The sequence below is a fragment of the Streptomyces sp. GL_140 genome (assembly GCF_057834465.1).
Genome location: NZ_CM174404.1, coordinates 3,695,514 through 3,721,703, shown reverse-complemented (window position 1 = coordinate 3,721,703; position 26,190 = coordinate 3,695,514). Strand labels below are relative to the sequence as shown.

At 71.3% G+C, this 26,190-nt stretch carries 23 protein-coding genes and 1 tRNA gene; 10 read left to right on the top strand and 14 right to left on the bottom strand.

Features of this window, described 5'->3' with window-relative positions:
- The first annotated feature begins 79 nt into the window (after window positions 1-79).
- The gene (locus AC3IYJ_RS17220) at window positions 80-607 is read left to right on the top strand and encodes a hypothetical protein (RefSeq protein WP_489402174.1); all 528 of its coding nucleotides are present in this window, start codon (window positions 80-82) and stop codon (window positions 605-607) included.
- A 53-nt stretch (window positions 608-660) separates the two neighbouring features.
- Here AC3IYJ_RS17220 and AC3IYJ_RS17215 read toward each other — a convergent pair whose 3' ends face one another.
- Window positions 661-1,476 carry an SDR family oxidoreductase gene (locus AC3IYJ_RS17215; RefSeq protein WP_489402173.1) on the bottom strand — a complete coding sequence of 272 codons (816 nt, stop codon included), beginning with the start codon at window positions 1,474-1,476 and terminating at the stop codon, window positions 661-663.
- 89 nt (window positions 1,477-1,565) lie between these two features.
- Here AC3IYJ_RS17215 and AC3IYJ_RS17210 point away from each other — a divergent pair, with 89 nt between their 5' ends.
- Complete coding sequence (locus tag AC3IYJ_RS17210) at window positions 1,566-2,456, top strand: sigma-70 family RNA polymerase sigma factor (protein ID WP_489402841.1); 891 nt, start codon at window positions 1,566-1,568, stop codon at window positions 2,454-2,456.
- Here the strand turns inward: AC3IYJ_RS17210 and AC3IYJ_RS17205 are convergent.
- The 5 genes from AC3IYJ_RS17205 to AC3IYJ_RS17185 form a co-directional block, all read right to left on the bottom strand.
- The gene (locus AC3IYJ_RS17205; protein WP_489402172.1) at window positions 2,398-2,748 is read right to left on the bottom strand and encodes a hypothetical protein; all 351 of its coding nucleotides are present in this window, start codon (window positions 2,746-2,748) and stop codon (window positions 2,398-2,400) included. The genes AC3IYJ_RS17210 and AC3IYJ_RS17205 overlap by 59 nt on opposite strands.
- Window positions 2,745-2,993 carry a hypothetical protein gene (locus AC3IYJ_RS17200; protein WP_489402171.1) on the bottom strand — a complete coding sequence of 83 codons (249 nt, stop codon included), beginning with the start codon at window positions 2,991-2,993 and terminating at the stop codon, window positions 2,745-2,747. Before AC3IYJ_RS17200 ends, AC3IYJ_RS17205 begins: the two co-directional genes overlap by 4 nt.
- A 145-nt stretch (window positions 2,994-3,138) precedes the next feature.
- On the bottom strand, window positions 3,139-3,387 hold the full coding sequence (locus AC3IYJ_RS17195; RefSeq protein WP_489402170.1) for a hypothetical protein: 249 nt from the start codon (window positions 3,385-3,387) through the stop codon (window positions 3,139-3,141).
- A 146-nt stretch (window positions 3,388-3,533) separates the two neighbouring features.
- Window positions 3,534-4,394, bottom strand: a complete 861-nt coding sequence (locus AC3IYJ_RS17190) for a TIGR03619 family F420-dependent LLM class oxidoreductase (protein ID WP_489402169.1) — start codon at window positions 4,392-4,394, stop codon at window positions 3,534-3,536.
- 93 nt (window positions 4,395-4,487) lie between these two features.
- On the bottom strand, window positions 4,488-5,780 hold the full coding sequence (locus AC3IYJ_RS17185; protein WP_489402168.1) for an ADP-ribosylglycohydrolase family protein: 1,293 nt from the start codon (window positions 5,778-5,780) through the stop codon (window positions 4,488-4,490).
- A 280-nt stretch (window positions 5,781-6,060) separates the two neighbouring features.
- Here AC3IYJ_RS17185 and AC3IYJ_RS17180 point away from each other — a divergent pair, with 280 nt between their 5' ends.
- Complete coding sequence (locus tag AC3IYJ_RS17180; protein ID WP_489402167.1) at window positions 6,061-7,146, top strand: tyrosine-protein phosphatase; 1,086 nt, start codon at window positions 6,061-6,063, stop codon at window positions 7,144-7,146.
- A gap of 62 nt (window positions 7,147-7,208) precedes the next feature.
- Here the strand turns inward: AC3IYJ_RS17180 and AC3IYJ_RS17175 are convergent, their stop codons facing one another.
- The 3 genes from AC3IYJ_RS17175 to AC3IYJ_RS17165 all read right to left on the bottom strand — a co-directional run bounded on the left by AC3IYJ_RS17175 (window position 7,209) and on the right by AC3IYJ_RS17165 (window position 12,103).
- Window positions 7,209-9,800, bottom strand: a complete 2,592-nt coding sequence (locus tag AC3IYJ_RS17175) for a bifunctional FO biosynthesis protein CofGH (RefSeq protein ID WP_489402166.1) — start codon at window positions 9,798-9,800, stop codon at window positions 7,209-7,211.
- A 40-nt stretch (window positions 9,801-9,840) separates the two neighbouring features.
- The gene (locus tag AC3IYJ_RS17170) at window positions 9,841-10,629 is read right to left on the bottom strand and encodes an SDR family oxidoreductase (protein ID WP_489402165.1); all 789 of its coding nucleotides are present in this window, start codon (window positions 10,627-10,629) and stop codon (window positions 9,841-9,843) included.
- A gap of 259 nt (window positions 10,630-10,888) precedes the next feature.
- A complete protein-coding gene (locus tag AC3IYJ_RS17165) occupies window positions 10,889-12,103 on the bottom strand; it encodes an aminotransferase-like domain-containing protein (protein ID WP_489402164.1) in 1,215 nt (404 codons plus the stop codon).
- 154 nt (window positions 12,104-12,257) lie between these two features.
- On the opposite strand from AC3IYJ_RS17165, the gene AC3IYJ_RS17160 reads away from it, so the two are divergent.
- On the top strand, window positions 12,258-13,103 hold the full coding sequence (locus AC3IYJ_RS17160; protein WP_489402163.1) for a hypothetical protein: 846 nt from the start codon (window positions 12,258-12,260) through the stop codon (window positions 13,101-13,103).
- A 207-nt stretch (window positions 13,104-13,310) separates the two neighbouring features.
- Here AC3IYJ_RS17160 and AC3IYJ_RS17155 read toward each other — a convergent pair whose 3' ends face one another.
- The 3 genes from AC3IYJ_RS17155 to AC3IYJ_RS17145 all read right to left on the bottom strand — a co-directional run bounded on the left by AC3IYJ_RS17155 (window position 13,311) and on the right by AC3IYJ_RS17145 (window position 15,521).
- Window positions 13,311-13,520, bottom strand: coding sequence for a DUF397 domain-containing protein (locus AC3IYJ_RS17155; protein ID WP_489402162.1), 210 nt, complete (start codon window positions 13,518-13,520; stop codon window positions 13,311-13,313).
- Between the two features lie 182 nt (window positions 13,521-13,702).
- On the bottom strand, window positions 13,703-14,587 hold the full coding sequence (locus tag AC3IYJ_RS17150) for a helix-turn-helix domain-containing protein (protein ID WP_489402161.1): 885 nt from the start codon (window positions 14,585-14,587) through the stop codon (window positions 13,703-13,705).
- A 199-nt stretch (window positions 14,588-14,786) separates the two neighbouring features.
- Window positions 14,787-15,521 (bottom strand): GOLPH3/VPS74 family protein, encoded by a 735-nt coding sequence (locus AC3IYJ_RS17145; RefSeq protein WP_250742596.1) that lies wholly within the window; start codon window positions 15,519-15,521, stop codon window positions 14,787-14,789.
- A gap of 166 nt (window positions 15,522-15,687) precedes the next feature.
- Between AC3IYJ_RS17145 and AC3IYJ_RS17140 the strand changes: the two genes are divergently transcribed.
- From AC3IYJ_RS17140 to AC3IYJ_RS17115, 6 genes are all read left to right on the top strand, one after another.
- Entirely contained in the window at window positions 15,688-18,552 is a 2,865-nt protein-coding gene (locus AC3IYJ_RS17140) for a D-alanyl-D-alanine carboxypeptidase family protein (protein ID WP_489402160.1), read from the top strand.
- A 165-nt stretch (window positions 18,553-18,717) separates the two neighbouring features.
- Window positions 18,718-20,724, top strand: coding sequence for a DUF8823 domain-containing protein (locus tag AC3IYJ_RS17135; RefSeq protein WP_489402159.1), 2,007 nt, complete (start codon window positions 18,718-18,720; stop codon window positions 20,722-20,724).
- Window positions 20,725-20,830: 106 nt separating this feature from the next.
- A complete protein-coding gene (locus tag AC3IYJ_RS17130) occupies window positions 20,831-21,034 on the top strand; it encodes a hypothetical protein (RefSeq protein ID WP_489402158.1) in 204 nt (67 codons plus the stop codon).
- 272 nt (window positions 21,035-21,306) lie between these two features.
- Complete coding sequence (locus AC3IYJ_RS17125; protein WP_489402157.1) at window positions 21,307-22,278, top strand: hypothetical protein; 972 nt, start codon at window positions 21,307-21,309, stop codon at window positions 22,276-22,278.
- Window positions 22,279-22,367: 89 nt separating this feature from the next.
- Window positions 22,368-23,012, top strand: coding sequence for a sortase domain-containing protein (locus tag AC3IYJ_RS17120; RefSeq protein ID WP_489402156.1), 645 nt, complete (start codon window positions 22,368-22,370; stop codon window positions 23,010-23,012).
- A 161-nt stretch (window positions 23,013-23,173) separates the two neighbouring features.
- On the top strand, window positions 23,174-24,562 hold the full coding sequence (locus AC3IYJ_RS17115; protein ID WP_489402155.1) for an ATP-binding protein: 1,389 nt from the start codon (window positions 23,174-23,176) through the stop codon (window positions 24,560-24,562).
- Between the two features lie 80 nt (window positions 24,563-24,642).
- Here the strand turns inward: AC3IYJ_RS17115 and AC3IYJ_RS17110 are convergent.
- Together AC3IYJ_RS17110 and AC3IYJ_RS17105 are read right to left on the bottom strand one after the other, a co-directional pair.
- Window positions 24,643-24,715: transfer RNA gene (locus AC3IYJ_RS17110), tRNA-Arg, on the bottom strand.
- A 349-nt stretch (window positions 24,716-25,064) separates the two neighbouring features.
- On the bottom strand, window positions 25,065-26,108 hold the full coding sequence (locus AC3IYJ_RS17105; protein ID WP_489402154.1) for a YgjP-like metallopeptidase domain-containing protein: 1,044 nt from the start codon (window positions 26,106-26,108) through the stop codon (window positions 25,065-25,067).
- Window positions 26,109-26,190 lie beyond the last annotated feature (82 nt).

Sequence of the window (26,190 nt, the reverse complement as noted above, 5' to 3'; positions counted from 1 at the left end):
TAAGGCCTGAAGGTCTGAACGACCGGTTGAAACAGGGGGATTCATGCACGCCCGCCTACTTCGTTTATGTGCCGCGACGGTGGCTGTCAGCGCCGTCACGGCCTTCCTCACCGGCTGTTCCGCCCAGCCCGAATCCTCCGCGCCGAAGACGCACGTGAGCTTCAAACCCGCGCCGAGCGCCCCGGCGACGCCGGAACCCACGAGCACCGGCAGCGCCGTGATCCAGTGGTACGGGACCGGCGGCGTCGACCTGCTCAACAGCCTGATCACCTCGACGCGGCACGTCCACGGCGCCCACGAGGAGCACGCGGTGTTCATCGACTTCGCGGACGTGTCCAAGGACCTCAAGGCCGCCCGCGCCCACGGTCCCGTCCCCGACGCGCAGGCACAGAAGGCCTGGTGGGGCGCGCTCGACCGGATCGACGCGGCCACGACCGCGATCCTGGTGCACTCGGGTCTGAGCCTCCAGGACGTTCCGGCGGGCACGGCGGTCCAGTCGGAGGACGAAGCCTGGGAGGGCCTCGGCCTGGCCCTGAAGGACCTCAAGGACACCGAGACCCGCCTGCACGAACTGGGCTGCCTCCCCAAGGGGAAGCCCTGGGGGTAGGGCGGAGTGGGCGGGGTGGGCGGACTGGGCGGGGTGGCGGAGTGGAGCCGGGCCTAGGCGGCTTCGGCGGCCCGTTCCGCGAGGAAGTCCTCCCAGGTCCGCTTGGCGACCAGGGCACCTTCGAGGGTGAGGTTGTCGGCGGCGCGGTAGGCGCGGCCGACCTTGCCCGGAATGCGTACGGGGAGCCTGGGGCGGCGCTTGCCCGCGGCCCTGAGGTGCTCGCGGCTCAGGTCGCCCAACGCGAAGACCTCGGGCCCGACGAGGTCGGGCACGCGGCCCTGCGGCGCGCCGAGGGCCAGCTCGACGAGGCGCGCGGCCACGTCGCGGGAGTCGACGGGCTGGAACCGCAGACCGCCCGGGACGGGGACGACGGGCAGCTTGGCCATCGTCGACACGGCGGTCAGGACGAACTCGTGGAACTGGGCGGCGCGCAGCGTCGTCCACGGCACCCCCGACTCGGCCACTGCCAGTTCGGCGCCGTACTTCGCCTTGAAGTACCCGATGGGCAGCCGGTCCGCCGCGACGACCGAGATGTACACGAGGTGGCGGACACCCGCCCGCGCGGCGGCCCGCGCCAGGTTCCCGGTCGCGACGTCGTCGCCCTTCGCTGCGCCCGCGAGGTGCAGGACCACCTCCACGCCCTCCAGGGCGGGGGCGATCCCTTCCTCTTCGCGCAGGTCGCAGGCCACGTACTCGATGCCCGGCTCGGACTCACGGGCGTGGCGGGTGAGCACCCGCACCTGGTGGCCGGCCCGGCGCAGGAGGGGGACGACCTGGCTGCCGAGGGTGCCGGTGCCGCCGGTGACGAGGATCGGGGTGGTGGGGGTGGTGGGGGTGTTGGGGGTGGTCGGGGTGGCCGGCGTGGTCATGACTGCTCCCTCATCCGTTCGGATATTCGTTCGCGTGCGTGCGATCGGTGATCTACTTCCTTGACCCTTGGGGAGGAAGGAACGTGACAGTGGACGACCAAGATCTTCTGGCTGCCCGGTTCGAGGAGCACCGATCGCACCTGCGGGCCGTCGCCTACCGCATGCTCGGCTCCCTCGGCGAGGCCGAGGACGCGGTCCAGGAGGGTTGGCTGCGCCTGAGCCGCACCGACGTCGGTGAGGTGGAGAACCTCGGCGGCTGGCTGACGACCGTCGTGGCCCGCCTGTGCCTGAATGTGCTGCGCTCGCGCGAGACGCGGCGCGAGGATCCCCTCGACATCCGGATGCCCGACCCGGTCATCGCGCGCGAGGACGCCATCGACCCCGAGCAGGAGGTCATGCTGGCCGACTCGGTCGGCCTCGCGCTCCTGGTCGTACTCGAATCCCTCGCACCGGCGGAGCGCCTGGCGTTCGTCCTGCACGACATGTTCGCCGTGCCCTTCGACGAGATCGCCCCGATGATCGACAAGACCCCCGTGGCCACCCGCCAGCTCGCCAGCCGGGCCCGCCGCAGGGTCCAGGGCCAGGCCACGGCTCCGGACCCCGACCTCACCCGCCAGCGGGAGGCCGTCAACGCCTTCTTCGCGGCCACGCGCGAGGGGGACTTCGGCGCCCTGGTCGCCATCCTCCACCCGGACGTCGTCCTGCGCGCCGACGGCCGCCTCGGACAAACCCGCCGGACGGTCGTCCTCAACGGCGCCCAGTCCGTGGCCTCCCAGGCCGCCGGCTACCGCAGCATGGCCCCGTTCGTGGTCCCCGCGCTCATCAACGGCGCGGCGGGTGTGGTGGTGATCGTCAAGGGCAAGCTGATGTCGGTCATGGCGTTCACGGTCACGGGCGGCTGCGTGGTGGCCATCGACGTCATCACGGACCCGGAGCGCCTGGCGGGGTACGACGTGTCGGGGGTGGTGGGGGGAGTGTGAGGGTGATCGGGGGTGGGGTCGGGGGTGGGGTCGGGCTGCGGGTGGGTGTGTGGCTTCGACGGTCCCTGGGGGCGTCCCTCACGCGGTCGCCGAAGGCCTCGTAGCGGGTTTGGACGAGTTCCTGGGCTGCGTTCAGGCCCAGGCCGTGTGCGCGGCCGGCCTGCCAGAGCGTGTGGACCGCGTACATCCGGCGGCCCTGGAGGACGTACCCGTCGACCTGGCGGTGGATGTCCTCGGGGAGGCTCTCCCACCAGCCGGTCCAGTCGATGGTGCTGTCGGGCTTGTGGGTCATGCCGTGGCCTCCGGGACGAAGAGGCTGACCCGGTAGGTGGTGGGGGCGACCAGGCGCCCGCAGAACATGTCTATCCGCAGCCGGTTCAGGTCGGTGACGGCGCCCTCGGCCTGCAGGCGGAGGACGTGTGCCTTCAGTTCCGCGTGGTTCTCCGTGGAGAAGAGCGGTTCCCAGCGGCCCGGCGTGTCCGCCAGCCGTCGGTGGGCCCGTTCCCTGCTGCGTTTGCGCTTGCGCTGTCCCGGCATGGGGGGATTCTCGGGGGGCGGGCAGCCCCGTAGCCACTGAGTTTCTCTGGGTGGCGCTCGGGGCGTGTGCATTTGGTGGTCCGGGTTGGATGGATTTGCCACCCAGCCCGGACCGTGAATTCAATTGTTGTCTTTTGTATTAGTGTCAGTGGTTGTGGTGATGGTGGTGATGGTGGTGGTAGCTGTAGCAGTAGTCCCAGCTGTAGTAGCAGTAGTCCCAGTCGTAGTCGTGATGGTGGTGCCCGTCATGACTGGGGGCCATCGTGCTGATGGTGCTGGTGGGCGCTACCGCCGGTGCGGCGAAGGCGTTGGAGGGCAGTAGTGCGCCTGCTGCGGCTAGACCGGCCGAGGCCGTGAGGACGGCGAGGCGCCGTGTGAGGGATGAATAAGTCATTTGAATTCGCCTCCAGCGGGAAAGGAGAAAGAAGGAAGGACGTCGGATCGCTTGCTCTGTGTGATCCGATACCTCAATTAGGCCCGCTGGAGCGCAGTGCGTCATGCCCCTGATATTCGGGACTTGACAAATCCCGAGTGTCGTCGTCAGAGGTACTGCGCGAAGTCGTCCAGGACGCGGAGGATCTCCGGTTCGGTCTCCGAGGGGAGCTGGAGGACGACCTCCTCGATGCCCAGGTCCGCGTAGTGGGTCATCTTGCCCGGGGTGGGCTGGACGGCGTACGGGACCACCTGGAGGGACTTGGGGTCGCGGCCCGCCGCCTCCCAGACCTGGCGCAGGGCGGGCATGGATTCCGTCAGGCCGCCGCCGCCGATCGGGAGCCAGCCGTCGGTGTGGTCGGCGATCGCGGCGAAGAGCTTCGGGCCGGCCTGGCCGCCGATCAGGGTGCGGGGGCCGTACAGGGGGGCGCCCGGGGCGAGTTCGCGCGGGGACTGGACCGGCTTGGGGTGGGCCGAGCTGGCCTGGACCGAGGAGAACTGGCCCACGTACGCCGTGGGTTCGGGGGCCCACAGGGCGCGCATCAGCGCCATGCGGTCGCGGACCAGTTCGCGACGGGTGCGCCACTCGACCCCGTGGTCGGCGGCCTCCTCGACGTTCCAGCCGTAGCCGATGCCGAGGGTGACGCGGCCGCCGGACAGGTGGTCGAGGGTCGCGACCTGCTTCGCGAGGCCGATGGGGTCGTGCTGGGCGACGAGGGTGATGCCGGTGCCGAGCTGGAGCCGCTCGGTCACGGCGGAGGCCTGGCCCAGGGCCACGAAGGGGTCCAGCGTGCGCCCGTACATCTCGGGGAGTTCGCCGCCCATGGGCGCGGCCGTGGCGCGGCTGACCGGGATGTGGGTGTGCTCCGGGAGGTAGAGGCCGGAGAAGCCGCGCTCTTCGAGGGCGCGGGCGAGACGTACGGGAGAGATGGTGCGATCGGTGAGGAAGACGGTCGTGGCGATCCGCATGTGTGCTGACACCTCCGTGACGTGGGACGGCCAAGGTACGGCCTCGCGCGTGCGGAGGGCAGGGGCGTGCGTCGGCCATGGCGGGGCCGGCCGTCACCCCCGCGGGTAGCGCGCCAGCCAGCCCGGGGAGGAGAGTGCCGGGCCGTGCAGGGCGGGGCCCTGGGTCATCTCCAGGGCGAAGTCGTCGGCGAGTTCCAGGATGGTGGCGCGGCCTTCGAGCTCCGCGAGCCAGGCCGCCGGGAGGGCGGTCTCGCCGTGCTGGGCGCCGAGCAGGGCACCGCACAGGGCGCCCGTGGCGGTGGAGGCCCCGCCGTGGTTCACGGCGAGGCGCAGGCCGTGTGCCAGGTTCTCGGCGACCAGGGCGCAGTACACGGCGACCGCGAGGGCGTCCTCGGCGCCGTGCCCGTCACCGGTGGACAGGGCCTCGACGGTCATCGGCGACGGGGCGCCGAGGGTGACGGCCCCCACCGCGCGCTGCAGGGCGTCGGTGACGGCCTGGTGGCCGGGGCGGGTGCCGAGCAGGCCGAGGGCGCGCTGGACGGCGGTGTCGAGGGATTCGCCGCGGGTCAGGCCGTGGACGATGACGGCGAGGGCCCCGGCGGAGAGGTATGCGGTGGGGTGCCCGTGGCTCTGCGCGGCGCATTCGACGGAGAGCTGGAGGACGAGGGACGGTTCCCAGCCGACCAGCAGCCCGAAGGGTGCGGAGCGGGCCGCGGCGGCCGCGTCCCGGGCGGCGGGGTTCTTGGGCTGTTCCAGGGTTCCGAGGACCCCGTCGGCGAATCCGGTGAGGCAGGAGCGGTCGGGGGCGCGGCGGGCGTAGAGCCATTCCTCCTGCGCGAGCCAGCCGTTGTCCTTGCGGCGCTCGTCGGGACCCCAGTCGTGCTGGGTGGCCGCCCAGCGCAGGTACGCGCGGTGGACGTCGGTCGGCGGGTGCCAGGCGCCGGTGTCCCGGCGCACGTGGGCCCTTATCAGCCCGTCCACGGTGAACAGGGCGAGCTGGGTGGCGGCGGTGACCCTGCCGGGGCGGCCGTCGTCGGGGCCGTGGCCGGGGGCGGAGGCAGGGGTCGGCGCGGGCTCGGTGAGGCCGGCCGGGCCGTAGGCCTCCCGGATGGCATCGAGGGAGAGTCCGGCCGCGGGTGCTCCGAGTGCGTCGCCCAGGGCGGAGCCCAGGAGGGCGCCGCGGACGCGGCTGCGGAAGTCCTGCTGCTCGGCGCGGCCCCACAGCGCGGCGGTGACGGAGGCGCCGGGGGCGGGGGCGGCGCTGCGCGGTGGGATCGGCGCCGGAGAGGGGGTCTCCGAGGGGGGTCCGGGCATGGCCGTGAGCGGCTCGGCCGCCTCACCGGCCAGGCTCTGCTGTTCCCCGGACGTGTCCGTCGCCGTGTCCATCGATCCCCCTGGCCTGCCCGCGCATGCTCTGGCGCGCACTGTAGTGGACAGGCTTGATCGGATCCGGAAGTAGTCGGTCATGCGGCCCGTATGTGCGCCCACAACGGCCGGAATCCGACTGGACGGCCAGGCCGTCTTCAGATCACCTTCGGGTCGCGCCGGCGGTGCGACCGGCGGCGAGACGGGCTGGTGGCACGTTTTGCCACTCGCCTTGTGGTCGGTCGGTCTCGGCCATGCCGTGTTCACGTTGCGTTATCCGTGGGCCAACAGCCTCATGGACATGAAGAAGGCACTGCTCGCCGCGACCGTCGTCGCCTCCACGCTCACCGCCGCCCTGGTCGCGGCCCCCGCCGCCAACGCCGCCTCCGGGTGGGACCTCCCCTGGGCCGGGCAGCACCACGGCAACTCCTCCGTCCCCTTCACCGAGGCCACCGTCACCGCGGGCGCCGACGGTTCGTACACGCTGAAGTGGAGCGCCAAGGGCACCAAGCGCGTCGAGATCAAGGCGAACGGCAAGGTCGTCGCCAAGGGCGGCGCCCAGGGTCAGGCCGTGGTCACGGGGCTGCCCGCCGCCGACCGTCAGTGGTTCGACTTCAAGCCCCAGCGCGGCGAGGGACTGCGCCTGGCCGACCGGCTGATCAAGCTGGAGGGCACCGCCAACTTCCGTGACGCGGGCGGCTACCGCACCACCAACGGCCAGTGGGTCAAGATGGGCGAGATCTACCGCTCCGACGCCCTCAACAAGCTGACCGACAACGACCTCGCCAAGCTCCAGCGCCTGCGGGTCAAGACGATCTTCGACCTCCGCATGGAGAGCGAGCGCACCAAGGACGCCGACAAGGTCCCGGCGGGCGCCAAGTACGTCGTCGCCGACGTCTTCGCGGGCTCCGGGTCCTTCCAGGCCATGCCGAAGTCGCCCGACGAGGCCGTCAAGGCCATGGTCGACGCCGAGAAGGCCATGGTCTCCGGCGAGGGCGGCAAGAAGGCCTATACCCAGGTCTTCGAGGGCATGGAGCGAGACCGCGACCGCGCCGTCCTCTTCCACTGCACCGCGGGCAAGGACCGCACCGGCTGGGCCAACGCCTCCCTGCTGACCGCCCTCGGCGTGCCGAACGAGACCGTGATGGCCGACTACCTGGCCAGCAACGACTACCGCAAGGCCGCCAACGACGCGATCCTCTCGCACCTGCCGGCCGCCCAGGCAGCCGTCTACAAGCCGATGCTCGACGTCCGCCCCGAGTACCTCAACGCCGGGTACGACGAGGTCAAGGCCAAGTACGGCACCTTCGACAACTACCTCAAGACCGGTCTGGGCATCGACGCCCGCGAGCTGAAGCAGCTGAAGAAGGACCTGCTGGTCGGCTGAGCCCGACCCGTGAACGCGTGAGCCCGGCCGGTGAGTTCCCCGGCCGGGCTCACGCACGCGCCTCAGTCCAGGACCGGCAGCAGCTCCGGCAGGTGTCCGTCCGAGGCGCGTGCCGCGTCCTGCCGCTCCTGCGGGACCTCCCGGTAGAGCGTCGTACGGGCCTTCGCGGGCCGGCCGGCCGCCTCGGCGACTGCGATCAGGTCCCGCACCGACTTGTACGAGCCGTAACTGGAGCCCGCCATCCGCGAGATGGTCTCCTCCATCAGCGTCCCGCCCAGGTCGTTGGCGCCCGAGCGCAGCATCTCGGCCGCGCCCTCCGAGCCCAGCTTCACCCAGCTGGTCTGGATGTTGGTGATGTGCGGGTGCAGGAGGATCCGGGCCATCGCAGTGACCGCCCGGTTGTCGCGCACGGTCGGGCCGGGGCGGGCGATGCCCGCCAGGTACACGGGTGCGTTGGTGTGGATGAACGGGAGCGTCACGAACTCCGTGAAGCCCTCCACGCCCTTCTCCCGCGCCGCCCGCTGCATGCCGGCCAGCGTGCGGAAGTGGCCCAGCCAGTGCCGGGGCTGGTCCACGTGCCCGTACATCATGGTCGAGGAGGACCGGATGCCCAGCTCGTGCGCCGTCGAGACCACGTCGATCCAGTCGGCCGTCGGCAGCTTGCCCTTGGTCAGCACCCAGCGGACCTCGTCGTCCAGGATCTCCGCCGCCGTGCCCGGAATGGAGTCCAGGCCGGCCTCCTTGGCCGCCGTCAGCCAGTCCCGTACCGACATCCCGGTGCGCGTGGCGCCGTTGACCACCTCCATCGGGGAGAAGGCGTGCACGTGCATGCCGGGCACCCGCTCCTTGACCGCGCGCGCGATGTCGAAGTAGGCCGTCCCGGGCAGGTCCGGGTGGATGCCGCCCTGCATGCACACCTCCACCGCGCCCACGTCCCAGGCCTGCGCGGCCCGGTCCGCGACCTGGTCGAGGGAGAGGGTGTACGCGTCCGCGTCCGTGCGGCGCTGCGCGAAGGCGCAGAAACGGCAGCCGGTGTAGCAGACGTTGGTGAAGTTGATGTTGCGCGTGACGATGTAGGTGACGTCCTCGCCGACCACCGATTTGCGCAGGTCGTCGGCGACCTTGCAGAGCGCGTCCAGCGCCGGGCCGTCCGCGTGCAGCAGGGCCAGGGCCTGGTCGTCGGTGAGCTTCGTCGGATCGTCGGCGGCCTGCGCCAGCGCCTCCCGTACGTCCGTGTCGATGCGCTGCGGCACCATCCCGGGCGCAGCGGCCTCGCGCAGGGCCTCCCAGTCGCCGTAGACCTCGTCGAAGTCCTCGCGGCGGTCGCCGGTACGGCCCTGCGTGTCGATGGTGGTGTGCAGGTCGGTGCGCCCGTACGCGGTGAACCCCTCGTCCGGTTCCTGCCAGGGCCGGCCCTGCACGGTCGCGGACTCGTCCGCCAGGCCCGTCTCCCCGTCGGCCAGCGCGCGCACGTGCGGCAGCAGCCGGGGGTCCAGCCAGGGCTCGCCTCGGCGCAGGAACTCCGGGTAGATCGTCAGGCGTTCGCGCAGCTCGAACCCGGCGGCGGCGGTCCGCGCGGCCAGTTCCTCGATGTGCGGCCAGGGGCGCTCGGGGTTCACGTGGTCGGGGGTGAGCGGGGAGACCCCGCCCCAGTCGTCGATGCCGGCGCCGACGATCAGCGCGTACTCGGAGTCCACGAGGTTCGGCGGAGCCTGGATGCGGGCCGAGGGGCCGAGGAGGTGGCGGGCCACCGCGATGGCCGCCGCCAGCTCCTCCAGCTCGGCATCGGGCATCGCGCGCATGGCCGTGTCCGGCTTGGCGCGGAAGTTCTGGACGATGACTTCCTGGATGCCGTGGTAGCTGCGCTGGATCCGGCGCAGCTCGAAGAAGGCGTCCGCGCGCTCCTCGTAGGACTCGCCGATGCCGATCAGCACCCCGGTGGTGAAGGGGACGTTGGAGCGGCCCGCGTCCTCCAGGACGCGCAGCCGGACCGCCGGCTCCTTGTCGGGGGAGCCGTGGTGCGGGCCGCCGGGCTCGGACCACAGGCGGGTGGCGGTGGTCTCCAGCATCATCCCCATGGACGGGGCCACGGGCTTGAGGCGCTGGAGATCCGACCAGGACAGCACGCCGGGGTTGAGGTGGGGGAGCAGGCCCGTCTCCTCCAGGACGCGGATGGCCATGGCGCGCACGTAGGCGAGGGTGTCGTCGTAGCCGTGCGCGTCGAGCCACTCGCGGGCCTCGGGCCAGCGGTCCTCGGGCCGGTCCCCGAGCGTGAACAGGGCTTCCTTGCAGCCCATCGCCGCGCCCTTGCGGGCGATGTCGAGGACCTCGTCGGGGGAGAGGTACATCCCGTGGCCGTCGCGGCGGAGCTTGCCCGGGACGGTGACGAAGGTGCAGTAGTGGCACTTGTCGCGGCAGAGCCGGGTGAGGGGGATGAAGACCTTGCGCGAGTACGTGATGACGCCGGGGCGGCCGGCGGCTTCGAGTCCGGAGTCCCGCACCCGGGCGGCGGAGGCGGCGAGGTCCCTCAGGTCCTGGCCGCGCGCCTGCAGGAGTACGGCCGCCTCGGTCGCGTCGAGCGCGACGCCGTCGCGGGCGCGGCGGAGCGCGCGGCGCATCGAGTTCTCGGTCGGAGCGTCACTCGGAGTGGTCATGGGCCGAGCATACGATCCGCCCGGCAGGGCACGGAGGGGCTCATCGCATCAGCTCACCGGCGTTGACCAGCAGGGACTGGCCGGTTATCGCCCGCGCCCGGTCGGAGGCGAGGAACACGGCGGCGTCGGCGACGTCCCCGTCGGTGGCCAGGTCCGGCAGCGCCATGCGGTCGGTGAGCCGCGCGTGGACCTCGGCTTCGGGGACGCCCTCGGTGTGCGCGGTGAAGGTGACGAAGGCCTGCACCGGGGGCCCCCACATCCAGCCGGGGAGCACGGTGTTGACGCGGATGCGGTGCGGGCCGAGTTCGCGGGCCATGGAGTACATCGCGGAGGTCAGGGCGCCCTTGGAGGCGGCGTAGGCGGCCTGCTGGACCTCGTTGGGCGAGGCGATGGCGGACTGCGTGCCGATGATGACGACGGAGCCGCCGGCGGCCTTGAGGGCGGGCAGGCAGGCGCGGGTCATGCGCAGGGTGCCGAGCAGGTTGACGTCGAGGATCTGCTGCCAGGTGCCGAAGTCGGCGTCTTCGAGGCCGCCGAAGTACGAGTCCCAGGCGGCGACGTGGACGACGGCGTCGACCCCGCCGAAGCGCTCCTGCGCGAGGGCGGCGAGGGCCTCGCACTGGCGCTCGTCGGAGATGTCGGTCGGCAGGTACGCGGTGTGCGTGCCGTCGGGGTCGATCTCGGCGGCGGACTTGGCGAGGTTCGCCTCGGTCCGCGCCCCGAGCACGGCGTTGCCGCCGTCGCGGACGACGGTGGCGGCCACCTGGTGGCCGAGCCCGGCGCCTACTCCCGAGACGATGACGGTCTTGCCTTGCAGCAGCGGCGACATGGGCTGGCCTCCCGACGACTCTGATCTGACGGGGCGTCAGGCTACGGGCCGGGGCGCGGGGAGGGAAGGGGCGGGACCGGGTGCGTGGCCGGGCGCGTGGCCGGGCGCGGCGCCGTTGCCGGGGACCAGCCCCCGGACCCCCGCGCCTCAACCTCCCCCAGCTACCGCTGGGAGGGGCCCCCGGGCGGGGCTGGATTTCCCAACCCCCGGCGGCCACGTGCAGGCCGACGTCGGCCAAATCCGGCCCCCGCAGGGTCGCCTACCCCGCCAGGCGGGAAAGGCCCTCCGCGATCTCCTCCGGGGTGTGCGTCGTGAACGACAGGCGCAGGGTGCGGGGGTCCGGGGTTCCGGCGTAGAAGGGGGCTCCGGGGACGAAGGCGACGCCTCGGGCGGTCGCCTCGCGGAGCAGGGTCGTCGCGTCGTGGCCTTCCGGCAGCCGGGCCCAGATGAACATGCCGCCCTCCGGGTGGTTCCACGTGGAGCCCGGCGGGAGGGCGGAGCCCAGGCCCGTCAGGAGTGCGTCCCGCCGTATCCGGTACGCGTCCCGGACCCGGGTCACGTGCGCGTCCAGGTCGGCCGTCCGCAGGTACTGCGCCGCCGCCAGCTGGTCCACCGTCGAGGTGTGCAGGTCCGCCGCCTGCTTCGCGAGCACCGCCGCACGCAGCAGGGCCGCCGGGGCGCGCAGCCAGCCCAGCCGCAGCCCGGGGGCCATCACCTTGGAGAAGCTGCCGAGCAGGGCCGTGCGGTCCTCCGCTCCCGGGTGCGCGGCGAGCCAGGGGACGTCGGAGCCCTCGTAGCGCAGGTCCCCGTACGGGTCGTCCTCCAGGAGCCACAGTCCGAGGCGGGCGGCCGTCTCCGCGACCGCCTTGCGGCGGGCGGCGGGGAGGGTGCGGCCGGTCGGGTTCTGGAAGGTGGGAACGGTGTAGAGCAGCTTGGGGCGTTCGCGCGCGACGAGTTCCTCCAGCGCGTCCGGGAGGATGCCCTCGTCGTCGCACGGCACGGGGACCAGACGGGCGCCGGCGAGGGTGAACCCCTGGAGCGCGGCCAGGTAGGTCGGGTTCTCGACCAGCACGGTGTCGCCCGGCTCGATCAGCGCGGTGGTGATCAGGCCGAGCCCCTGTTGCGAGCCGGTGGTGATCAGGAGCTCGTCCGCGCCGGTGACGAGCCCGCGCCGGGTGAGCCGGGCCGCCACCGTGGCGCGCAGTTCGGGGGAGCCCTCGGTGGTGGAGTACTGGAGCGCGCGGTCGGCGGAGTGCGCGAAGGCGGCGTCGAACGCGGCGCGCAGGCCCTCGCCGTCGAAGAGCTCGGGCGCGGGCAGGCCGCCGGCGAAGGAGATCATGCCGGGCCGGGAGGTGACGGCCAGGATCTCGCGGATGGCGGAGGGGGCGGTCGTGCGGACCCGGGCGGCGAGGGCGGGCGGCGGGGCGCATGCGGGCGCGGAGACGGGGACGGGGACGGAGGGGGGCAGGGGCACGGGGGCTCCTTCGGGAGGCGGATGCGCGCATCGTAGTACCAGGAAGATGTAGACGGCACCTATGTATCGGATGCTGAACTGCCGGACGGGCAAAGGTCGATCGACCGCCGTCCGGGGGCTCCCCATCTGACGTCTCCTCAGCTAGACCGTTCCCATGACAGCAGACGAGCGGAACACCCGGGCCGACGACTACGCCGAGCTCGCCTCGGTCGGCCCCTACGGAGTCCACCCCGGCCATGCGCTGATCACCATGGTCGAACCGCACCCGGGGCACGAGTTCGCGTACAACCGCTGGTACGAGGACGACCACTACTACGCCGGCGCCATGGCCATGCCCTGGATGTACGCGGGCCGCCGCTGGGTCGCGACCCGGGACCTCCAGGAGCTGCGCTATCCGGAGAAGTCGGCGGTGGCCCAGCCGGTCGGTGCCGGGTGCTACATCTCCACGTACTGGGTCACCGAGGGCCGCTACGACGAGCACATGAAGTGGACCGTCGGCATCAACAAGCGGCTCAACCGCGACGGCCGGGTCTACCAGGACCGCACCCACGTCTTCACCGCGTTCCAGGACCACGAGGCCACCGTCTACCGCGACGGCGCCGCGGGCCCCCGCGACTTCCACGCCCTCGACCACCCCTACGGCGGGCTCGTGGTCCAGGTCGTCGACGCGGACGGGCCCGAGCAGCGGGCCGAGCTGCTGGAGTGGCTGCGCTCGCGCGCCCTGCCGAAGCGGCTGGCCGGCTCCCCGGCCGCGATGGTCACGGTCTTCCGGCCGACGCCACTGCCGGGCGACCGGATGACGTACGTGAAGCAGGTCGAGGGGGTCGACACCCGGCTGACGCTGCTGTGGTTCCTGGAGGCCGATCCGCGCACCTGCTGGGACCGGTTCCGGGGGCTGGACACGGAGGTCGCGGAGGCAGGGCTGGGGCGGGTGGAGCTGGTGGCGCCGTTCATCCCGACGGTGCCGGGGACCGATCGGTACGTGGACCAGCTGCGGTAGCCGGCGGTTCGTGGCCTGTGGTCCGTGGCCCGTGCGCCGACGTCGTCCGTCCTCGCTGATGCGAGGGCGCGAGGGCGTGAGGTGTGCGGGCATGGCCGAGCCCCCTCGGCCAGGACGGCGGGCCAGTCGAGAGGGCTCCAGTCAGTACTGCGTTTGGTGCTTGTGGCGCTTTTCGTCGTCTGTCGGCTGGGAACTTCGCTTCGACGTTCAGACGAGGCGACCCAGTCGGCCCTCGGTCACATCCGTGACGAAGGAGGTCCAGGAGCCGGGCGCGAAGGTGAGGGACGGGCCGTCCTGCACCTTCGAGTCGCGGACCGCGATGGCCTCCATGACGGGGGACTTGACCTCGACGCAGGCGCCGTTGGCGGAGTACGAGGACTTGGTCCAGTTTTCCGTAGCACCCTGACGAATAGCCATGTTTCTCTCCGGTTCAGCGAGTAGTTCAGCTGTCTGCCAGCCAATTTTCCGGCTGACGTGATCGACGCTACCCGCAGCGCCCCAAGTGCGTTGGGGGCGTTCACCCGACCGAGTGGCATATCCCAGTCAGGTCTTTTGTGGCCGGGGAGTGACGGTGTACCGTGCCGCCCCTTTGTGGAACCTCACTTCCTCTTGCCCGCGAACTCCTCGATGATCTCCGAGATGAACTGCCGGGTCTGTTCCACATTGAGGGCCTGAGCACGCAGATGTTCGTACATCACGCTGTATTTCTGGACGTCGTTGGCCTTTTCCAGGTACAGGTCGCTCGTCACGCCCTCGATGTACACCACGGTCGAGTCCGACGCGTCCGGGAATTCCAGAATGGCGTACTGGCCGTTGACGCCCGGATGGGCACCCATCGAGAACGGCATCACCTGCACCGTGACGTGAGGCTTCTCCGACTGGTCTATCAAGTACTCGAGCTGATGCATCATGAGCTGCGGATCGCCCACCTGCCGCTGCAGGGCCGCCTGGTCGATGACCGCCCACAGGCGCAGCGGCCCGAGGTCGGGGTTGTTGTTCTCGGTCTCGGAGAGCCGCTTCTGGCGGTGCATCCGGACCTGGACCCGCTTGTCCACGTCGGCCGGAGTGGTCTCCGGCCAGGCGCCGCGGACGAGGGCCTGGGCGTACTCCGGGGTCTGGAGCAGTCCCGGGATCACCAGGGGCTCGTAGGTGCGCAGGCTGGCGGCGTCGGTCTCCAGGCCGATGTAGACGCTGTACGGGATGTCGCCGAAGGCGTGCCACCAGCCCTGCTGGCGCGAATCCTTGGCCATCTGCATCAGGGAGTCGACGAGCCGCCGGTCCTCGACCTCGTAGACGTCGCACAGGTCGCGGACGTCACGCTGGCTGATGGAACGCCGGCCGTTCTCCAGCCGACTGATCTTCGACTGGGAGACGAGCAGGCGTTCGGCGACCTGCTCGGCCGTCATGCCCTTGTCCTCGCGGAGTTTGCGCAACTCCATGCCCAGTCGGCGGCGTCGGACGGTGGGATTGACATTGGACGCCACGTGAACGGCACCTCCGCCTTCTTCTTTCGCTGTCTCTCTGCGTGTCTGATGGTGAGCAGACTGCCACCGAAGCGTGCGACCTCGCTGGGGAACGCCGGGAAAGCAAACGCGCGGGGCGGCGGAGCCGGTATTCCGGCTCCGCCGCCCCGCGCGTTGTGCCCTGCTTGTCCAGCCCGTAGAGCGCGTTCCGACCGGTGGATCAGTGCGCGGCCGCGCGGGCCATCGCACCGGTCCGGCGCGGCTGCAGCGGAACGGCTGCCGCCGTGGCCCGAGCGGGCTGGGCCGGTGCGCGGTCACGGCGTGGCTGTGCGGCCACACCGTTCTGGACGTCCATGACGGCATGCGCCACCAGTCCGCCCATCGGGTCGTGCCGGATCAGGTCCCGCAGTCGGGACCTGGACGACCGCCCCTCGTTGCCGGGGTACAGGTGCTTGCCGAGTCCGACCGCGTGGGCCAGTGCGGCAAGCGCCGCGGTCCGCGGGTCCGGCGGTACACCGGTGCGGATCGCACTGTCCAGCCGGCCACGGATCTCCCGGCTGATTGCCGTGTCGGTCGCCTGGTAGCGAGTCGTCGGCAACACCCCGCACATCTGGCCCGCGACGGCATGGACCATGCCGCAGCGCTCCAAATGAGCGAGGTAAATCTGACGGAGCCCCAGTCGGGGTCCGCCAATCCAGTGGACGGCCCGAACCGGGCTGCCGCGCCTGCGCAGCAACTCCAGTGCGGAGTCCAGTGTCGGATCTCCTGTCGGCCGTGGCATCACCACGGCGATACGATCCCCATCAGGGGCTATCCGTCCTGCCAGAGCCAGCTCCACTAGCTGTGCCCCGGCCAGGCCGAGGTCGAGCGACTGCGGCTGCGCCGTGGTACCCGTGGCCGGGTCCAAGGCGAGCAGCAAAAGCTCCTCCGGAATCGTTCTGCGGCTCTTGCCCATCCATGCCTCCCCGCGTGGATGAGTGACAGGGTGACGCCTCTCACATTCATCTGTCGAGAGCGCCTGGCCGCTTTGTGGGGGAACCATCAGCTATGTCGTTCTCGTCTAGCACGTGGGCGATGCCCCCGAGACGGGACACTGTTAGACATTCGGACAGCCGGACGTGATGGCGATCGAGGAGGAACTGGTGGCGGGCGAGTCCCCCGACAAGTCGGTTGATGAAGGAACGTCGGGGGCGACGGAGTCCTCAAACGGGCATGACCCGAGGGTGTCGGTGTTCCGGCCCAGGGATCCCGAGGACGGGTCCGCGGCGCGCCGCGGCGACGGCCGCGGGGGCGACTCCGACGCCGAATCCGGTTCGGATTCTGGTTCGGATTCCGACTCGGGCTCCGACTCGGGCTCCGGCGCCGACTCCCGCTCCGGCCGGGATCCGCTGAGGGAGGCCGTCGCCGCGTGGGTCGCCACCGCGGAACCTTCCGAGGGCGAGCCGGACGAGGTCGCGCCGGGAGGGGAGACCGAGGTCTTCAAGGCCCTGCCGGAGGAAGCCGCGATCGAGGGCGGGGCTTCGGCCGCTGCCGCCGCGGGTTCGGGCTCGGGTACGGATTCCGCTTCGCGTCGTGAGGGCGGCCGGTCGGCTGCTTCGGACGAGGCGTCGGTGGCCCGCTCGGCCGCGTCCGCCCCGGGTGGGTCCGCCGCCTCGGATGCCGGTCCGCGGGCCGCGGCCGCCGAGCCCGCGGCCCGGCCGTCGGCTGCTCCGGCTGCGGATTCCGCTTCGGGGGACGGCGACCGTACGGCCGTGTTCCGTGCCGTGGCGCGTCCTGCTGCTGCGGCCACTGCTGCCGCGGGTTCCGATTCCGCCGCTGATTCCGCTTCTGCTGCCGCGCCCGCCCCGGCTTCGGGGACCCGGGGCGCGGGTTCCGCCGTGCGTTCCGGTGCGGGCTCCGAAGCTTCGGACGCCGGGTCGGACGACAGCGACCGCACCGCGGTGTTCCGCACCGTGAAGCCTCCGACTGCCGGTTCCGCTTCGGTACGCGAGGGCGGTCAGGGTGGTCAGGACGGCGAATCCGCTTCCCGGTCCGCGGCCCCGTCGAAGCCCGCGGCCACCCCGAGCGCCCCCGAGTCCTCGGGCTCCGCTGCCGCGAAGGCGGCCTCGGCTGCCCCCGCGGCCCCGGCCGAAGCCGCCGAGCCCGCCGACAGTGAGCGGACCGCCGTGTTCCGCGCTGTGAAGCCTCCGGTTCCGGCTCCGGCTGCCGATGGGCCGGCCGACAGTGACCGGACCGCCGCGTTCCGGGCCGTGAAGCCCGCCGCCCCGGCTGCTCCGGCTGCTCCGGCTGCTCCGGCCGAGCCCGCCGACAGTGAGCGCACTGCCGTGTTCCGGGCCGTGAAGCCTCCGGCTCCCGCCCCGGCCCCCGCGGCCGACGAGCCCGTCGACAGCGAGCGGACCGCCGTGTTCCGCGCGATCAAGCCCGGCGCCGCCAGGCCCGGTACCTCGAAGGAGGTTCCGCCCGGCGCCGTCGGCGGGGAGCGCGCGAGCAAGTTCGTACCGCTGCGGACCGACGAGGGGGCGGAGCGCTCCGCCACCGGGCAGGCGTCGAAGACGGCGCCCCCCGCCACCCCGGCCGCATCAGCGGCCCCTGTTCCGGCACCGGCACCGGCGGCCCCCCGGGCCTCCGCTCCAGCCCCGGCTCCCGCCCCGGCCCCCGCCCCCGCCGCGAAGATGTCGCCCGAGCGGACCACGCAGCAGCCGCTGCCGCCCAAGCCGCCGCTCGACATGCTGGCGGACCTCACCAACAACCCGCCCCCGCCGCCGAGCGCGGCCCGGACCGCCCTGCGGCGGTTCAAGATCTATGCCCCGGTCGTCCTGCTCCTGGCGGTCGTCCTCGCCGTCGTGCAGCTGGTGCGCCCGCTGCCCCAGCCGACGCTGAAGATGACCGCGAAGAACTCGTACACCTTCGAGGGCGCGGCCCCGGCCCTGCCGTGGCCCAAGGAGGGCCAGGCCTACATGGCCGCGGCCGGTCTCGGGCCCGTCGGCTCCTTCGGGGACCAGAAGCCCGTCGCGATCGGCAGTGTCGCGAAGGCCATGACGGCGTACGTCATCCTCAAGGACTTCCCCATGAAGAAGGGGGAGAAGGGCGAGATGATCCCCGTCGACAAGACGGCGGTCGACGACGGCAAGAAGGAGACCGAGGGCGAGTCCACGGTCAACAACTTGAAGGAGGGCGACAAGATCTCGCAGTACGACGCCCTCGCCGCGATCATGATCCCGTCCGCCAACAACGTCGCGCGGCTGCTCGCGCGCTGGGACGGCGGGCCGGAGGCGTTCGTCAAGAAGATGAACGACACCGCCAGGGACCTCGGGATGACCAATACGACGTACACGGACCCCTCGGGACTGGACGCCACCACGGTCAGCACCGCCGAGGACCAGGTCAAGCTCGGCCTCAAGCTCGTCGAGATGCCGGAACTGATCGCGATCACCAAGCTGCCGAACTGGGTCGACCCCTCGGGCAAGTCCTGGCGGAACTACAACACCCTCGTCCCCTTCAACGGCGCGATCGGCCTCAAGACCGGTTCGACCACGAAGGCAGGCGGCAACCTGCTCTTCGCCGCCGAGAAGAAGGTCGGCAAGACCAACCAGCTGATCGTCGGCGCGGTGCTCGGCCAGCACGGCGTGCCCATCCTCGACACGGCGATCGGGGCGAGCAAGGACGTCATGCTCGCCACGCAGAAGGCGCTGACGGCCGCGACCGTGGTCAAGAAGGGCGATGTCGTCGGCTACGTGGACGACGGGCTCGGCGGCCGCGTCCCGGTCGTGGCCACCGCCGACGTGGAGGCGGTCGGCTGGCCGGCGCTCAACGTCGCGATCAAGATGGGCGACGACGCCGCCAAGATCCCGCAGACCGCGAAGGCGGGTTCGGAGATCGGCGTGCTGACGGTCGGCGAGGGCGCCAGCCAGGTGAAGGTGCCGGTGGCCCTCCAGAGCGACCTCAGCGCGCCCGGCATCGGCAAGAAGCTGACGCGCGTCGGCTGACCCGTCCGTGCCCACCCGCCCGCCGCCACCGGGCGCGCGTCCGGGTGCGTGCGCGGGATTCGGGTGCGGAGTGATCCGGCGTCCCGGGGCAACCCCGGGACGCCGGACCGCGTCTACGGACCGAAGAGCGGACCGCAGACTCATCGTGTTGGGGAGTACGTCGGCGTGACCATCGCTGAGCGGCCGGAACAGGGCCGGGAGCAGGGCCGGGACGGCCATGGCGACAGCCAGGGCCAGGATCAGGGACGGGCCGAGAGCCCGGGCCCCGGCGACGGCCCGCTCCGCCGCGCCCTCTCCCTGGCGCGCCGGCATCCCGTCGCCGTGGCCACCGGGCTGGCCGCGCTGCTGCACGTGGTCTGGTTCTTCGCCATCGCCAACAGCGGCGGCGACCTCGCCGCGCAGGACGCCTGGGCCGAGTTCGTGGGCCGTCATCCCGACTCGGCGTACAACCTCGCCTGGTACGGCGGCATGCACCCGGTCTCGTACAGCGTGGTCTCGCCGTACGTGATGCACGTGCTCGGCGTCCGGACCACGATGATGATCGCCGGCACGGTCTCGGCCGGGCTGCTGGCGCTGATCCTGACCCGCTGCCGCCGGGCCGTGCGCGAGCCGCTGTGGCCCGCCCTGGCCGGGGTGTACGGGCTGTTCTGCAACGCCCTGTCGGGCCGCGTCACCTTCGGGCTCGGCGTGATGTTCGCACTCGGGGCCGTCGCCGCCGTCTTCTGCTGGCCCCGAAAATGGGCCGCGCGGCGCTGGGCGAAGGCCGCCGTGGCGGCTCCGCTGGCGGGGATCGCCACCGCCTCCAGCCCGGTCGCCGGGCTCTTCCTCGGGGTGATCGCGGCCGCGCTGTTCCTGAACAAGAGGCGCCCGGGCGCGTACGCGCTGGGGCTGGCCCCGGCGGCGGTGGTCGGGCTGTCGGCGTGGCTGTTCCCGTTCTCCGGGACGCAGCCGATGAAGCTGCTCTCGGCGGCGCTGCCGTTCGGGTGCGCGCTGGCCGCGCTGTTCCTCGTACCGAAGGGCTGGAGGACGGTGCGCACCGCCTCCGCGATCTACGCCCTCGGCGTGGCGCTGACCTGGGCGATCGACTCCCAGGTCGGCTCGAACGTGACCCGGCTGGCGATGCTGTTCGGCGGGGCGGTGCTGCTCGCCGCGCTCCCGTACGCCGGTGCTCCGCGCTCGCGCCACTGGTACGGGGTGCTGCTGGCCCTCACCGGAGTCACCGCCTGGATCACCGTCAACAGCGTCACCGACATCGTCCGCACCACCCCGCAGGCCTCCTGGAGCCGCGAGCTGGCCCCGCTGGTGGACCAGCTCCAGAAGGCGGGCGCCGACCGGGGCCGGGTGGAGGTGGTCCCGGCGAGCAGCCACCGCGAGTCCTCCGCCTTCCCGGCGTACGTGAACCTCGCGCGCGGCTGGAACCGCCAGGCCGACCTGGAGCGCAATCCGCTCTTCTACGACGACACCCTGGACGCCGACAGCTACCGCGACTGGCTGGAGCGCTGGGCCGTGCACTACGTGGTGCTGCCCAGCGACAAACCCGATGAGGGCGGCAAGGACGAGGAGAAGCTCGTGCGCGAGGGGCTCCCGTACCTCCAGCAGGTGTGGGGCGACGCGAACTGGCAGCTCTTCAAGGTCATGAACCCGACGGACCTGGTCGCCGGACCGGCGACGGTGGTACGGGCGAGCGCGGACCAGCTGGTCATCGACGTGAAGCAGCCCGGCCGGGTGCTGGTGCGGATTCCGCACTCGCCGTGGCTGGGGCTGGTGGACGCCGCGGGCAAGCCGGTGGAGCCGCCGCAGGAGACGGAGGCGTCGAAGGAGGCGGCCAAGGCGGCGAAGACGGCGAAGGAGACCAAGGGGGCGAAGGAAGGATCCGCCTCTCCCGCGGCCTCGTCCGCGGCCTCGTCCGGGTCCGCCGGGTCTTCCGGGTCTTCCGGGTCCTCCTCCGAACCGAAGCAGGGGGTGCCGAAGGTGTTCGCGAACACGGCCGGGTGCCTGTTCAAGGCGCCGCCGGACGCCACCGGGGACGTGTGGACGGAGCTGCTGGCGCCGGCGCCGGGGGAGTACCGGGTGGCGGCGAAGTACCAGCTGCCGCGGGGGACGCCGTGCCCCGAAGAACTGATCTACGAGGTGCTGGGCCCGGCGGAGCGACCGACTCCGCCTCGACCTTGATCAAGACATCTTTTACATACGGTCCGGGTGCGTTGGTCCGTATTTCTGCATACGATCCCAGTAGTCCGATCGAGTGTCCCGAGTCTTTTAGGGAGTTGACGGCGGGATGAGCAAAGAGCAGAAGCAGGACGTCCGGGCGGTTTTGGCGAAGGCCCTTGATGCACCCAGCCCGCCGCGCGGGCAGGCGCACGGGTTCGACCGCGAGCTCCGGAGCAAGGTCAAGGGCGGAGCGCACACGAAGGCGGCGCTCAAGCGCGCCGGGACCCCACAGGGTGACCGCATCGGCGAGCGCAGCCGGGGCCTGAGCTAGACCAGCCGTCGTCAGTCGTCAGTCGAAAGCCCTTCCGGCCTGGGCCGGAAGGGCTTTCGCGTGTGCGGGAGAAGGCGGAATTGATTGCACTTTCATTCAAATGAGGGCCCTTAACGGCTTCGCGGGAAAGCGTCCCGATAGCCGTTACATTGCCGAGTGATTACCTAAACATGACCCTCGTAACGTCTTGTTCGTCGCCGGGACTGACCACCCGACCGGGTGGTCAGTCCGGACCGAGACCGCAGGCGACGCCGACCCGAGGGGAACCACCCATGCGCGCAACCTTCCGCACCGCCGCCGTCGCCGCAGGTGCCATCACCGCCCTGGCACTGCCGACCGCCCAGGCCTTCGCGGCCGACGCCCCGACTCCGACCAGCCCCTCCACGGACACGGCGAAGCCGGCGGAGGACAAGCCGGAGACGAAGCCGGAGACGAAGCCGGAGGTCGAGTCGGAGACCAAGCGGGAGGACGCGGGGACGCAGCAGCTGAGCGACGGCTGGTACGCCAAGGTCTTCAAGCACGTCAGCAACGGCCTGACGGCGGACCTGAAGATCAAGGGCTACGAGGCGGAGATCCACCCCGCCAAGGGCGCCCTCCAGGCCACCCTCAAGGCCTTCGGCAAGGCGGACTCCGCGAAGGTGGGCGAGTACGCCTTCACCCTGTCGGCGGACGGCAAGGTCACCTCCAAGAAGGACGCGCCGAAGCCGAAGCCGACGCCGACGCCGGTGGACAACAAGGTCTCGGGCATCTCCGTAGGCGGTGGCACGATGGCCGATCTGACGAACAAGGCCGGCGAGGGCCCCAAGGCTGTACTGAAGGTCGGTCCCAAGGACGCCGCGGACGGCACCAAGGCCGGCACGGTCATGGCCACCCTGACCGCGAAGAGCCCGCGTGCCGAGAACAACGGTCAGAAGTTCGAGATCGTGAAGGCCGGCAGCGCCAAGCCGCAGCTGAAGGTCACGCTGGAGGGCAAGGCCAAGTACTACGACTTCCCGGCGGTCAACAAGGGCACCGGGAACAAGCCCACCACGCCCACCACGCCCACCACGCCGGCCAAGCCCACGACGCCCACCACCCCCGCCAAGCCCACCATCCCCAAGGGCGGCGTCCGCGCCGGCGCCGAGGGCGTCGAGTCCAACGGCGGCGAGGGCACGCTCCTGATCGCGGGCGGCGCCGGCCTGGCGGCCACGGGCGCGGCCGGCCTCGGCTTCGCGATGCTCCGCCGCCACCGCACGGACGGCTGAGGCCGCCGCCGCGCCGGACGGCGTACATCCCGAATCCCCTCCAGTCGCCCACCTCTGCGCCTCTGCACCTCTCTGCCCCGGAGTACGACATGACCCGCACCGCCACTCCCCCCGCCCGCCGCAGGGTCGTCGCCTCCACCGTCCTCACGCTCGCCGTCACCGGCTTCGGCGTCGGCTCGCTCACCGCCTGCGGCGGTGGCCCGAAGCTGGCCCCGGACCCCGAGGTCGGCAGCACGGCGACCGCCCGTGCGCCCGCCGCGGACACGACGCCCACCCTGCCGAAGTCGAAGCCGACCGGTATGAAGATCGACTCGGCGGGTGTGGACGCGAAGAAGATGGTGGACCTCAAGGTGGACCCGGCGAGCGGTGAGCTCGGCGTGCCGGACGCCGAAACGGACGCGAACAACCCCGGCTGGTGGACCGAGGGCGTCACCCCGGGCGAGAAGGGCACGGCCGTCCTCGTCGCGCACTTCGACACGAAGTACGGCCCGGCCCTGATGAAGAACGTCAAGAAGATCAAGCTCGGCGATGTCATCGAGGTGTCGCGGGAGGACGGGAAGACGGCGAAGTTCAAGATCCGCGAGATCGAGGACGTCGACAAGAAGAAATTCCCGACGGACAAGGTCTACGGGGATACGAACCGCTCCGAGCTGCGCCTGCTGACCTGCGGCGGCGAGCTGAAGGACGGCCACCGCACCAACAACGTCATCTTCTACGCCGACCTGGCGGCGTGAGCCCCGGGGACGGTGCGGCGGCGGGCCGGCGGGCTCCTCGGCGGAGCCCGCCGCCCGCCCCTCTCGGATGGCGCATTACGGTGATCTGACCGGAAGGCGACCGGGACGAGCCGATCGAGCTGCGCGTCCGCCGGATCCGGGACGGCCGCATTCAGGGGATCATGAACGACACCCACCGCACCATCAGCGCCGAGCCCGCAGGGGCACAGGAGGGACGAGACAAGGGACGAGGCAAGGGACTGGGCAAGGGACGAGGCAAGGGTCGAGTCCAGGCCGGGCACCCCCGCCGACTGGGCCTCCCGGCCTGGACCGCCACGCTCACCTGGAAGGCCGCGGTCTTCATCACCCTCATGTGCTGCGGCCTGGCGGCGCTGCTCGGCACCCTCGTCCACGACGCGATGACCCGCCAGACCGTCGGCGTCGCGCGCGAGCGCGCGCTGGCCAAACTCGACCGGGTCACCGACCTCTACGAGAGCGGCGCGAGCACCCCGCGGGGCGAGGGCGTCCGCGCGGACGGCGTGCCGCCGGAGCTGCGCGCGCTGGCGGCGACCGGCAAGCGCGGCACCGCCGTCGGCGAGCACCGCGGCCGGGCCGCGATGTGGGCCGCGGGCCCCGCCGACCGGAACCAGGTCATCGCGGCGGCCGTGGACTACAGCGGCAGCGAGAGGACCATCGCCGACCTGAACCGGGCCATCCTCGGCTCCTCGGCGCTGGCCATCGGCGGCACCCTGCTGATCGGCGCGTTCGGCGTCACCCGGATCACGCGGCGCCTGCACCAGACAGCGCAGGTGGCCCGCCGGATCAGCGCGGGCGACCTGGACGCCCGCGTGAACGGTTCCCCGCGCGGCAAGGACGAGGTCGCGGCCGTCTCGAGCGCCCTGGACACCATGGCCGCCTCCCTCCAGCGCAAGCTGGAGTCGGAGCGACGCTTCACGGCGGACGTGGCCCACGAGCTGCGCACCCCGCTGACCGGCCTGAACGCGGCCGCCGAACTCCTGCCGCCGGGCCGCCCGGCCGAGCTGGTACGCGACCGGGTGCAGGCGATGCGCTCGCTGACGGAGGATCTGCTGGAGATCTCCCGGCTGGATACGCGCAGCGAGCGGGTGGAACTGGACTCGTACGACCTGCCCGCCCTGGCGGCCCGGGCGATCAGCGCGGCATCGCCCGCCGACCGGACCCCTCCCACCTCACTGGTCATAGCGTCCACGGCCCTCCGGGTGGAGACGGACAGGCGCCGCCTGGAACGCATCCTCGGCAACCTGATCGCGAACGCCCACAAACACGGCGCGGCGCCGGTCACGGTAACGGTGGACGGCCGCACCCTCACCGTCACGGACGCCGGTCCGGGCTACCCGGAGTACCTCCTGACGAGCGGCCCGCAACGCTTCCGCACGGAGGGCATGAACAAGGGCCACGGCCTGGGCCTGACCATCGCCGAGGGCCAGGCCCGCACCCTGGGCGCGACCCTCACCTTCACCAACCCACCCCCGGGCGGCGCCCAGGCCCGCCTCACCCTCCCGGACTCCCCGACCCACCCCGCGAACCCGTAGCGACCCGCCCCAACACGGCCGGTCCTGCCACCAAACAAAACCGCACCCCCGGGGAAACCCCAGGGGTGCGGTGCGTTCTGTGCCCTCGGCAGGATTCGAACCTGCGACACCCGCTTTAGGAGAGCCGTGCTCTATCCCCTGAGCTACGAAGGCGGGAGTTTGGTCTGCGTCGGCAATCACCTTACCCGATAGGCCTGGTGAGCATCTACGGGCTGCATTCCCCCAGGTCAGGGCGCGTGTGATGGGTGTGAGCGGGAGCCTTCGCCTTCCTGTTCCTGCCCTCGCCTTCCCTGTCTTTCCTTGATCTTCCTTCCCCTTCTGTCCCCCTTCTGTCCCCCGCCGTCCCCCGGTTCTGTCCCCCATCTGTCCCCCCGGTTCTTGTCCAGCATGGCTGTTCACCGTGGCTCTGGGCGACGTATCCGCAGGTGGGAGGCAATTCTCCACAGTGCTGACGACCGCAATCAGTTCCCGATCCTGAGGCGATGAGCAGGCGATGTGCATCTCAGGCGGGGAGGATCATGCGCTGGAGGCGTACGTCCCACGTGCACTCGCGGTAGAGCCGGTTCAGGTCGTACGCCGCGTCTTCGTCGTCGGCGTTGCAGGGCTCGGAGCCGTTGGTGCCGTCGCGGTAGTAGAAGCCGTACTCCTCGCACTCCTCATCGCCGGGCCAGCGTCCAGACCAGAGCGTGAGGCAGCCGGTCCCAGGGTGGTTGCAGTCTCGGCGCTGGCGTCCGGTGAGGGCGCATTGCGCGAGGGTGCACCGGTCGGTGTGGAGGTGGCCGGGGTGTGCGTGGCACTTCGGGCAGGTGTTGCTCTGGGGGTTGGTGGACGGCTCGGGCTCGGGCGTCGGGTCGAGCTGGAGCCGGCCGAGCCAGAGTGCTTGGAGGTGCTGGTCGAGTTCGCGGCCGTCGGCGACGGAGTGGATGTCGAGGGTGCGGTGGAGGAGTTCGCGGAGGTGGATGGCGGGGAGTTGGCTGAGGGCCCAGTGGAGGGTGAGGCTTCCGTCCTTGTGGCGGGTGATCCATCGGGTGCGGGCGCGCCAGGACACCTTGAGTTCGATGTCGGGTTTCGTGGTGAGTTGCGTGATCCGGGGGCCGTGATTTTTCAGCCATTCTCGGGTCTCGTTGGCGTAGAGGTTGATGAGGGTTCGGCGGGCATCGTCCTCGTTTGTCGCGGCGTGGTGGCGGAGGTCGAGGGTGGGGCCGAGGTCGGGGTGGGTGTAGGCGATGGCGGCGCTGGCTCCGGGCTCCTGCCGGGTGATGCGGAGGGTGTGGGGACGGCCGAAGAAGGGGAAGGTTTCGCCGTTCTTGATGGTCTTGGTCGGGTTGTCGGGTGTGGTCTCGCAGAGGTGGGTGAGCTGGCGGTATATCCAGCGGCGTCGGCGGTTGACGAGCTCGTGGGCTTCTTCGTCGGTGGTGGTGTCGGGGCCTCGGACGATGATGTTGCCGGTGCTGGCTACGTCGAGTTCGAGGGTGGTTCGGTTGCTGGTGCGGATGGTGACGGAGACGCCGTTGATGTTGATGGTGCGTTCCTTCAAATAGGTCATTGCGCATCTTCCGGTTGCGGTGGGTTTTGGTGAGGGTTTGTGGTGGCGCCCCTCCCGTTCATATCTGAATTCTACTATGAAT

What these genes read in the sequence shown, in the direction of transcription:
- AC3IYJ_RS17215 (WP_489402173.1), bottom strand. Translation starts at nt 1,476, where the DNA reads ATGACCACGCCGGCCACCCCGACCACCCCCAACACCCCCACCACCCCC.
- AC3IYJ_RS17205 (WP_489402172.1), bottom strand. Translation starts at nt 2,748, where the DNA reads ATGACCCACAAGCCCGACAGCACCATCGACTGGACCGGCTGGTGGGAG.
- AC3IYJ_RS17200 (WP_489402171.1), bottom strand. Translation starts at nt 2,993, where the DNA reads ATGCCGGGACAGCGCAAGCGCAAACGCAGCAGGGAACGGGCCCACCGA.
- AC3IYJ_RS17195 (WP_489402170.1), bottom strand. Translation starts at nt 3,387, where the DNA reads ATGACTTATTCATCCCTCACACGGCGCCTCGCCGTCCTCACGGCCTCG.
- AC3IYJ_RS17190 (WP_489402169.1), bottom strand. Translation starts at nt 4,394, where the DNA reads ATGCGGATCGCCACGACCGTCTTCCTCACCGATCGCACCATCTCTCCC.
- AC3IYJ_RS17185 (WP_489402168.1), bottom strand. Translation starts at nt 5,780, where the DNA reads ATGGACACGGCGACGGACACGTCCGGGGAACAGCAGAGCCTGGCCGGT.
- AC3IYJ_RS17180 (WP_489402167.1), top strand. Translation starts at nt 6,061, where the DNA reads ATGAAGAAGGCACTGCTCGCCGCGACCGTCGTCGCCTCCACGCTCACC.
- AC3IYJ_RS17175 (WP_489402166.1), bottom strand. Translation starts at nt 9,800, where the DNA reads ATGACCACTCCGAGTGACGCTCCGACCGAGAACTCGATGCGCCGCGCG.
- AC3IYJ_RS17170 (WP_489402165.1), bottom strand. Translation starts at nt 10,629, where the DNA reads ATGTCGCCGCTGCTGCAAGGCAAGACCGTCATCGTCTCGGGAGTAGGC.
- AC3IYJ_RS17160 (WP_489402163.1), top strand. Translation starts at nt 12,258, where the DNA reads ATGACAGCAGACGAGCGGAACACCCGGGCCGACGACTACGCCGAGCTC.
- AC3IYJ_RS17155 (WP_489402162.1), bottom strand. Translation starts at nt 13,520, where the DNA reads ATGGCTATTCGTCAGGGTGCTACGGAAAACTGGACCAAGTCCTCGTAC.
- AC3IYJ_RS17145 (WP_250742596.1), bottom strand. Translation starts at nt 15,521, where the DNA reads ATGGGCAAGAGCCGCAGAACGATTCCGGAGGAGCTTTTGCTGCTCGCC.
- AC3IYJ_RS17140 (WP_489402160.1), top strand. Translation starts at nt 15,688, where the DNA reads ATGGCGATCGAGGAGGAACTGGTGGCGGGCGAGTCCCCCGACAAGTCG.
- AC3IYJ_RS17130 (WP_489402158.1), top strand. Translation starts at nt 20,831, where the DNA reads ATGAGCAAAGAGCAGAAGCAGGACGTCCGGGCGGTTTTGGCGAAGGCC.
- AC3IYJ_RS17125 (WP_489402157.1), top strand. Translation starts at nt 21,307, where the DNA reads ATGCGCGCAACCTTCCGCACCGCCGCCGTCGCCGCAGGTGCCATCACC.
- AC3IYJ_RS17120 (WP_489402156.1), top strand. Translation starts at nt 22,368, where the DNA reads ATGACCCGCACCGCCACTCCCCCCGCCCGCCGCAGGGTCGTCGCCTCC.
- AC3IYJ_RS17115 (WP_489402155.1), top strand. Translation starts at nt 23,174, where the DNA reads ATGAACGACACCCACCGCACCATCAGCGCCGAGCCCGCAGGGGCACAG.
- AC3IYJ_RS17105 (WP_489402154.1), bottom strand. Translation starts at nt 26,108, where the DNA reads ATGACCTATTTGAAGGAACGCACCATCAACATCAACGGCGTCTCCGTC.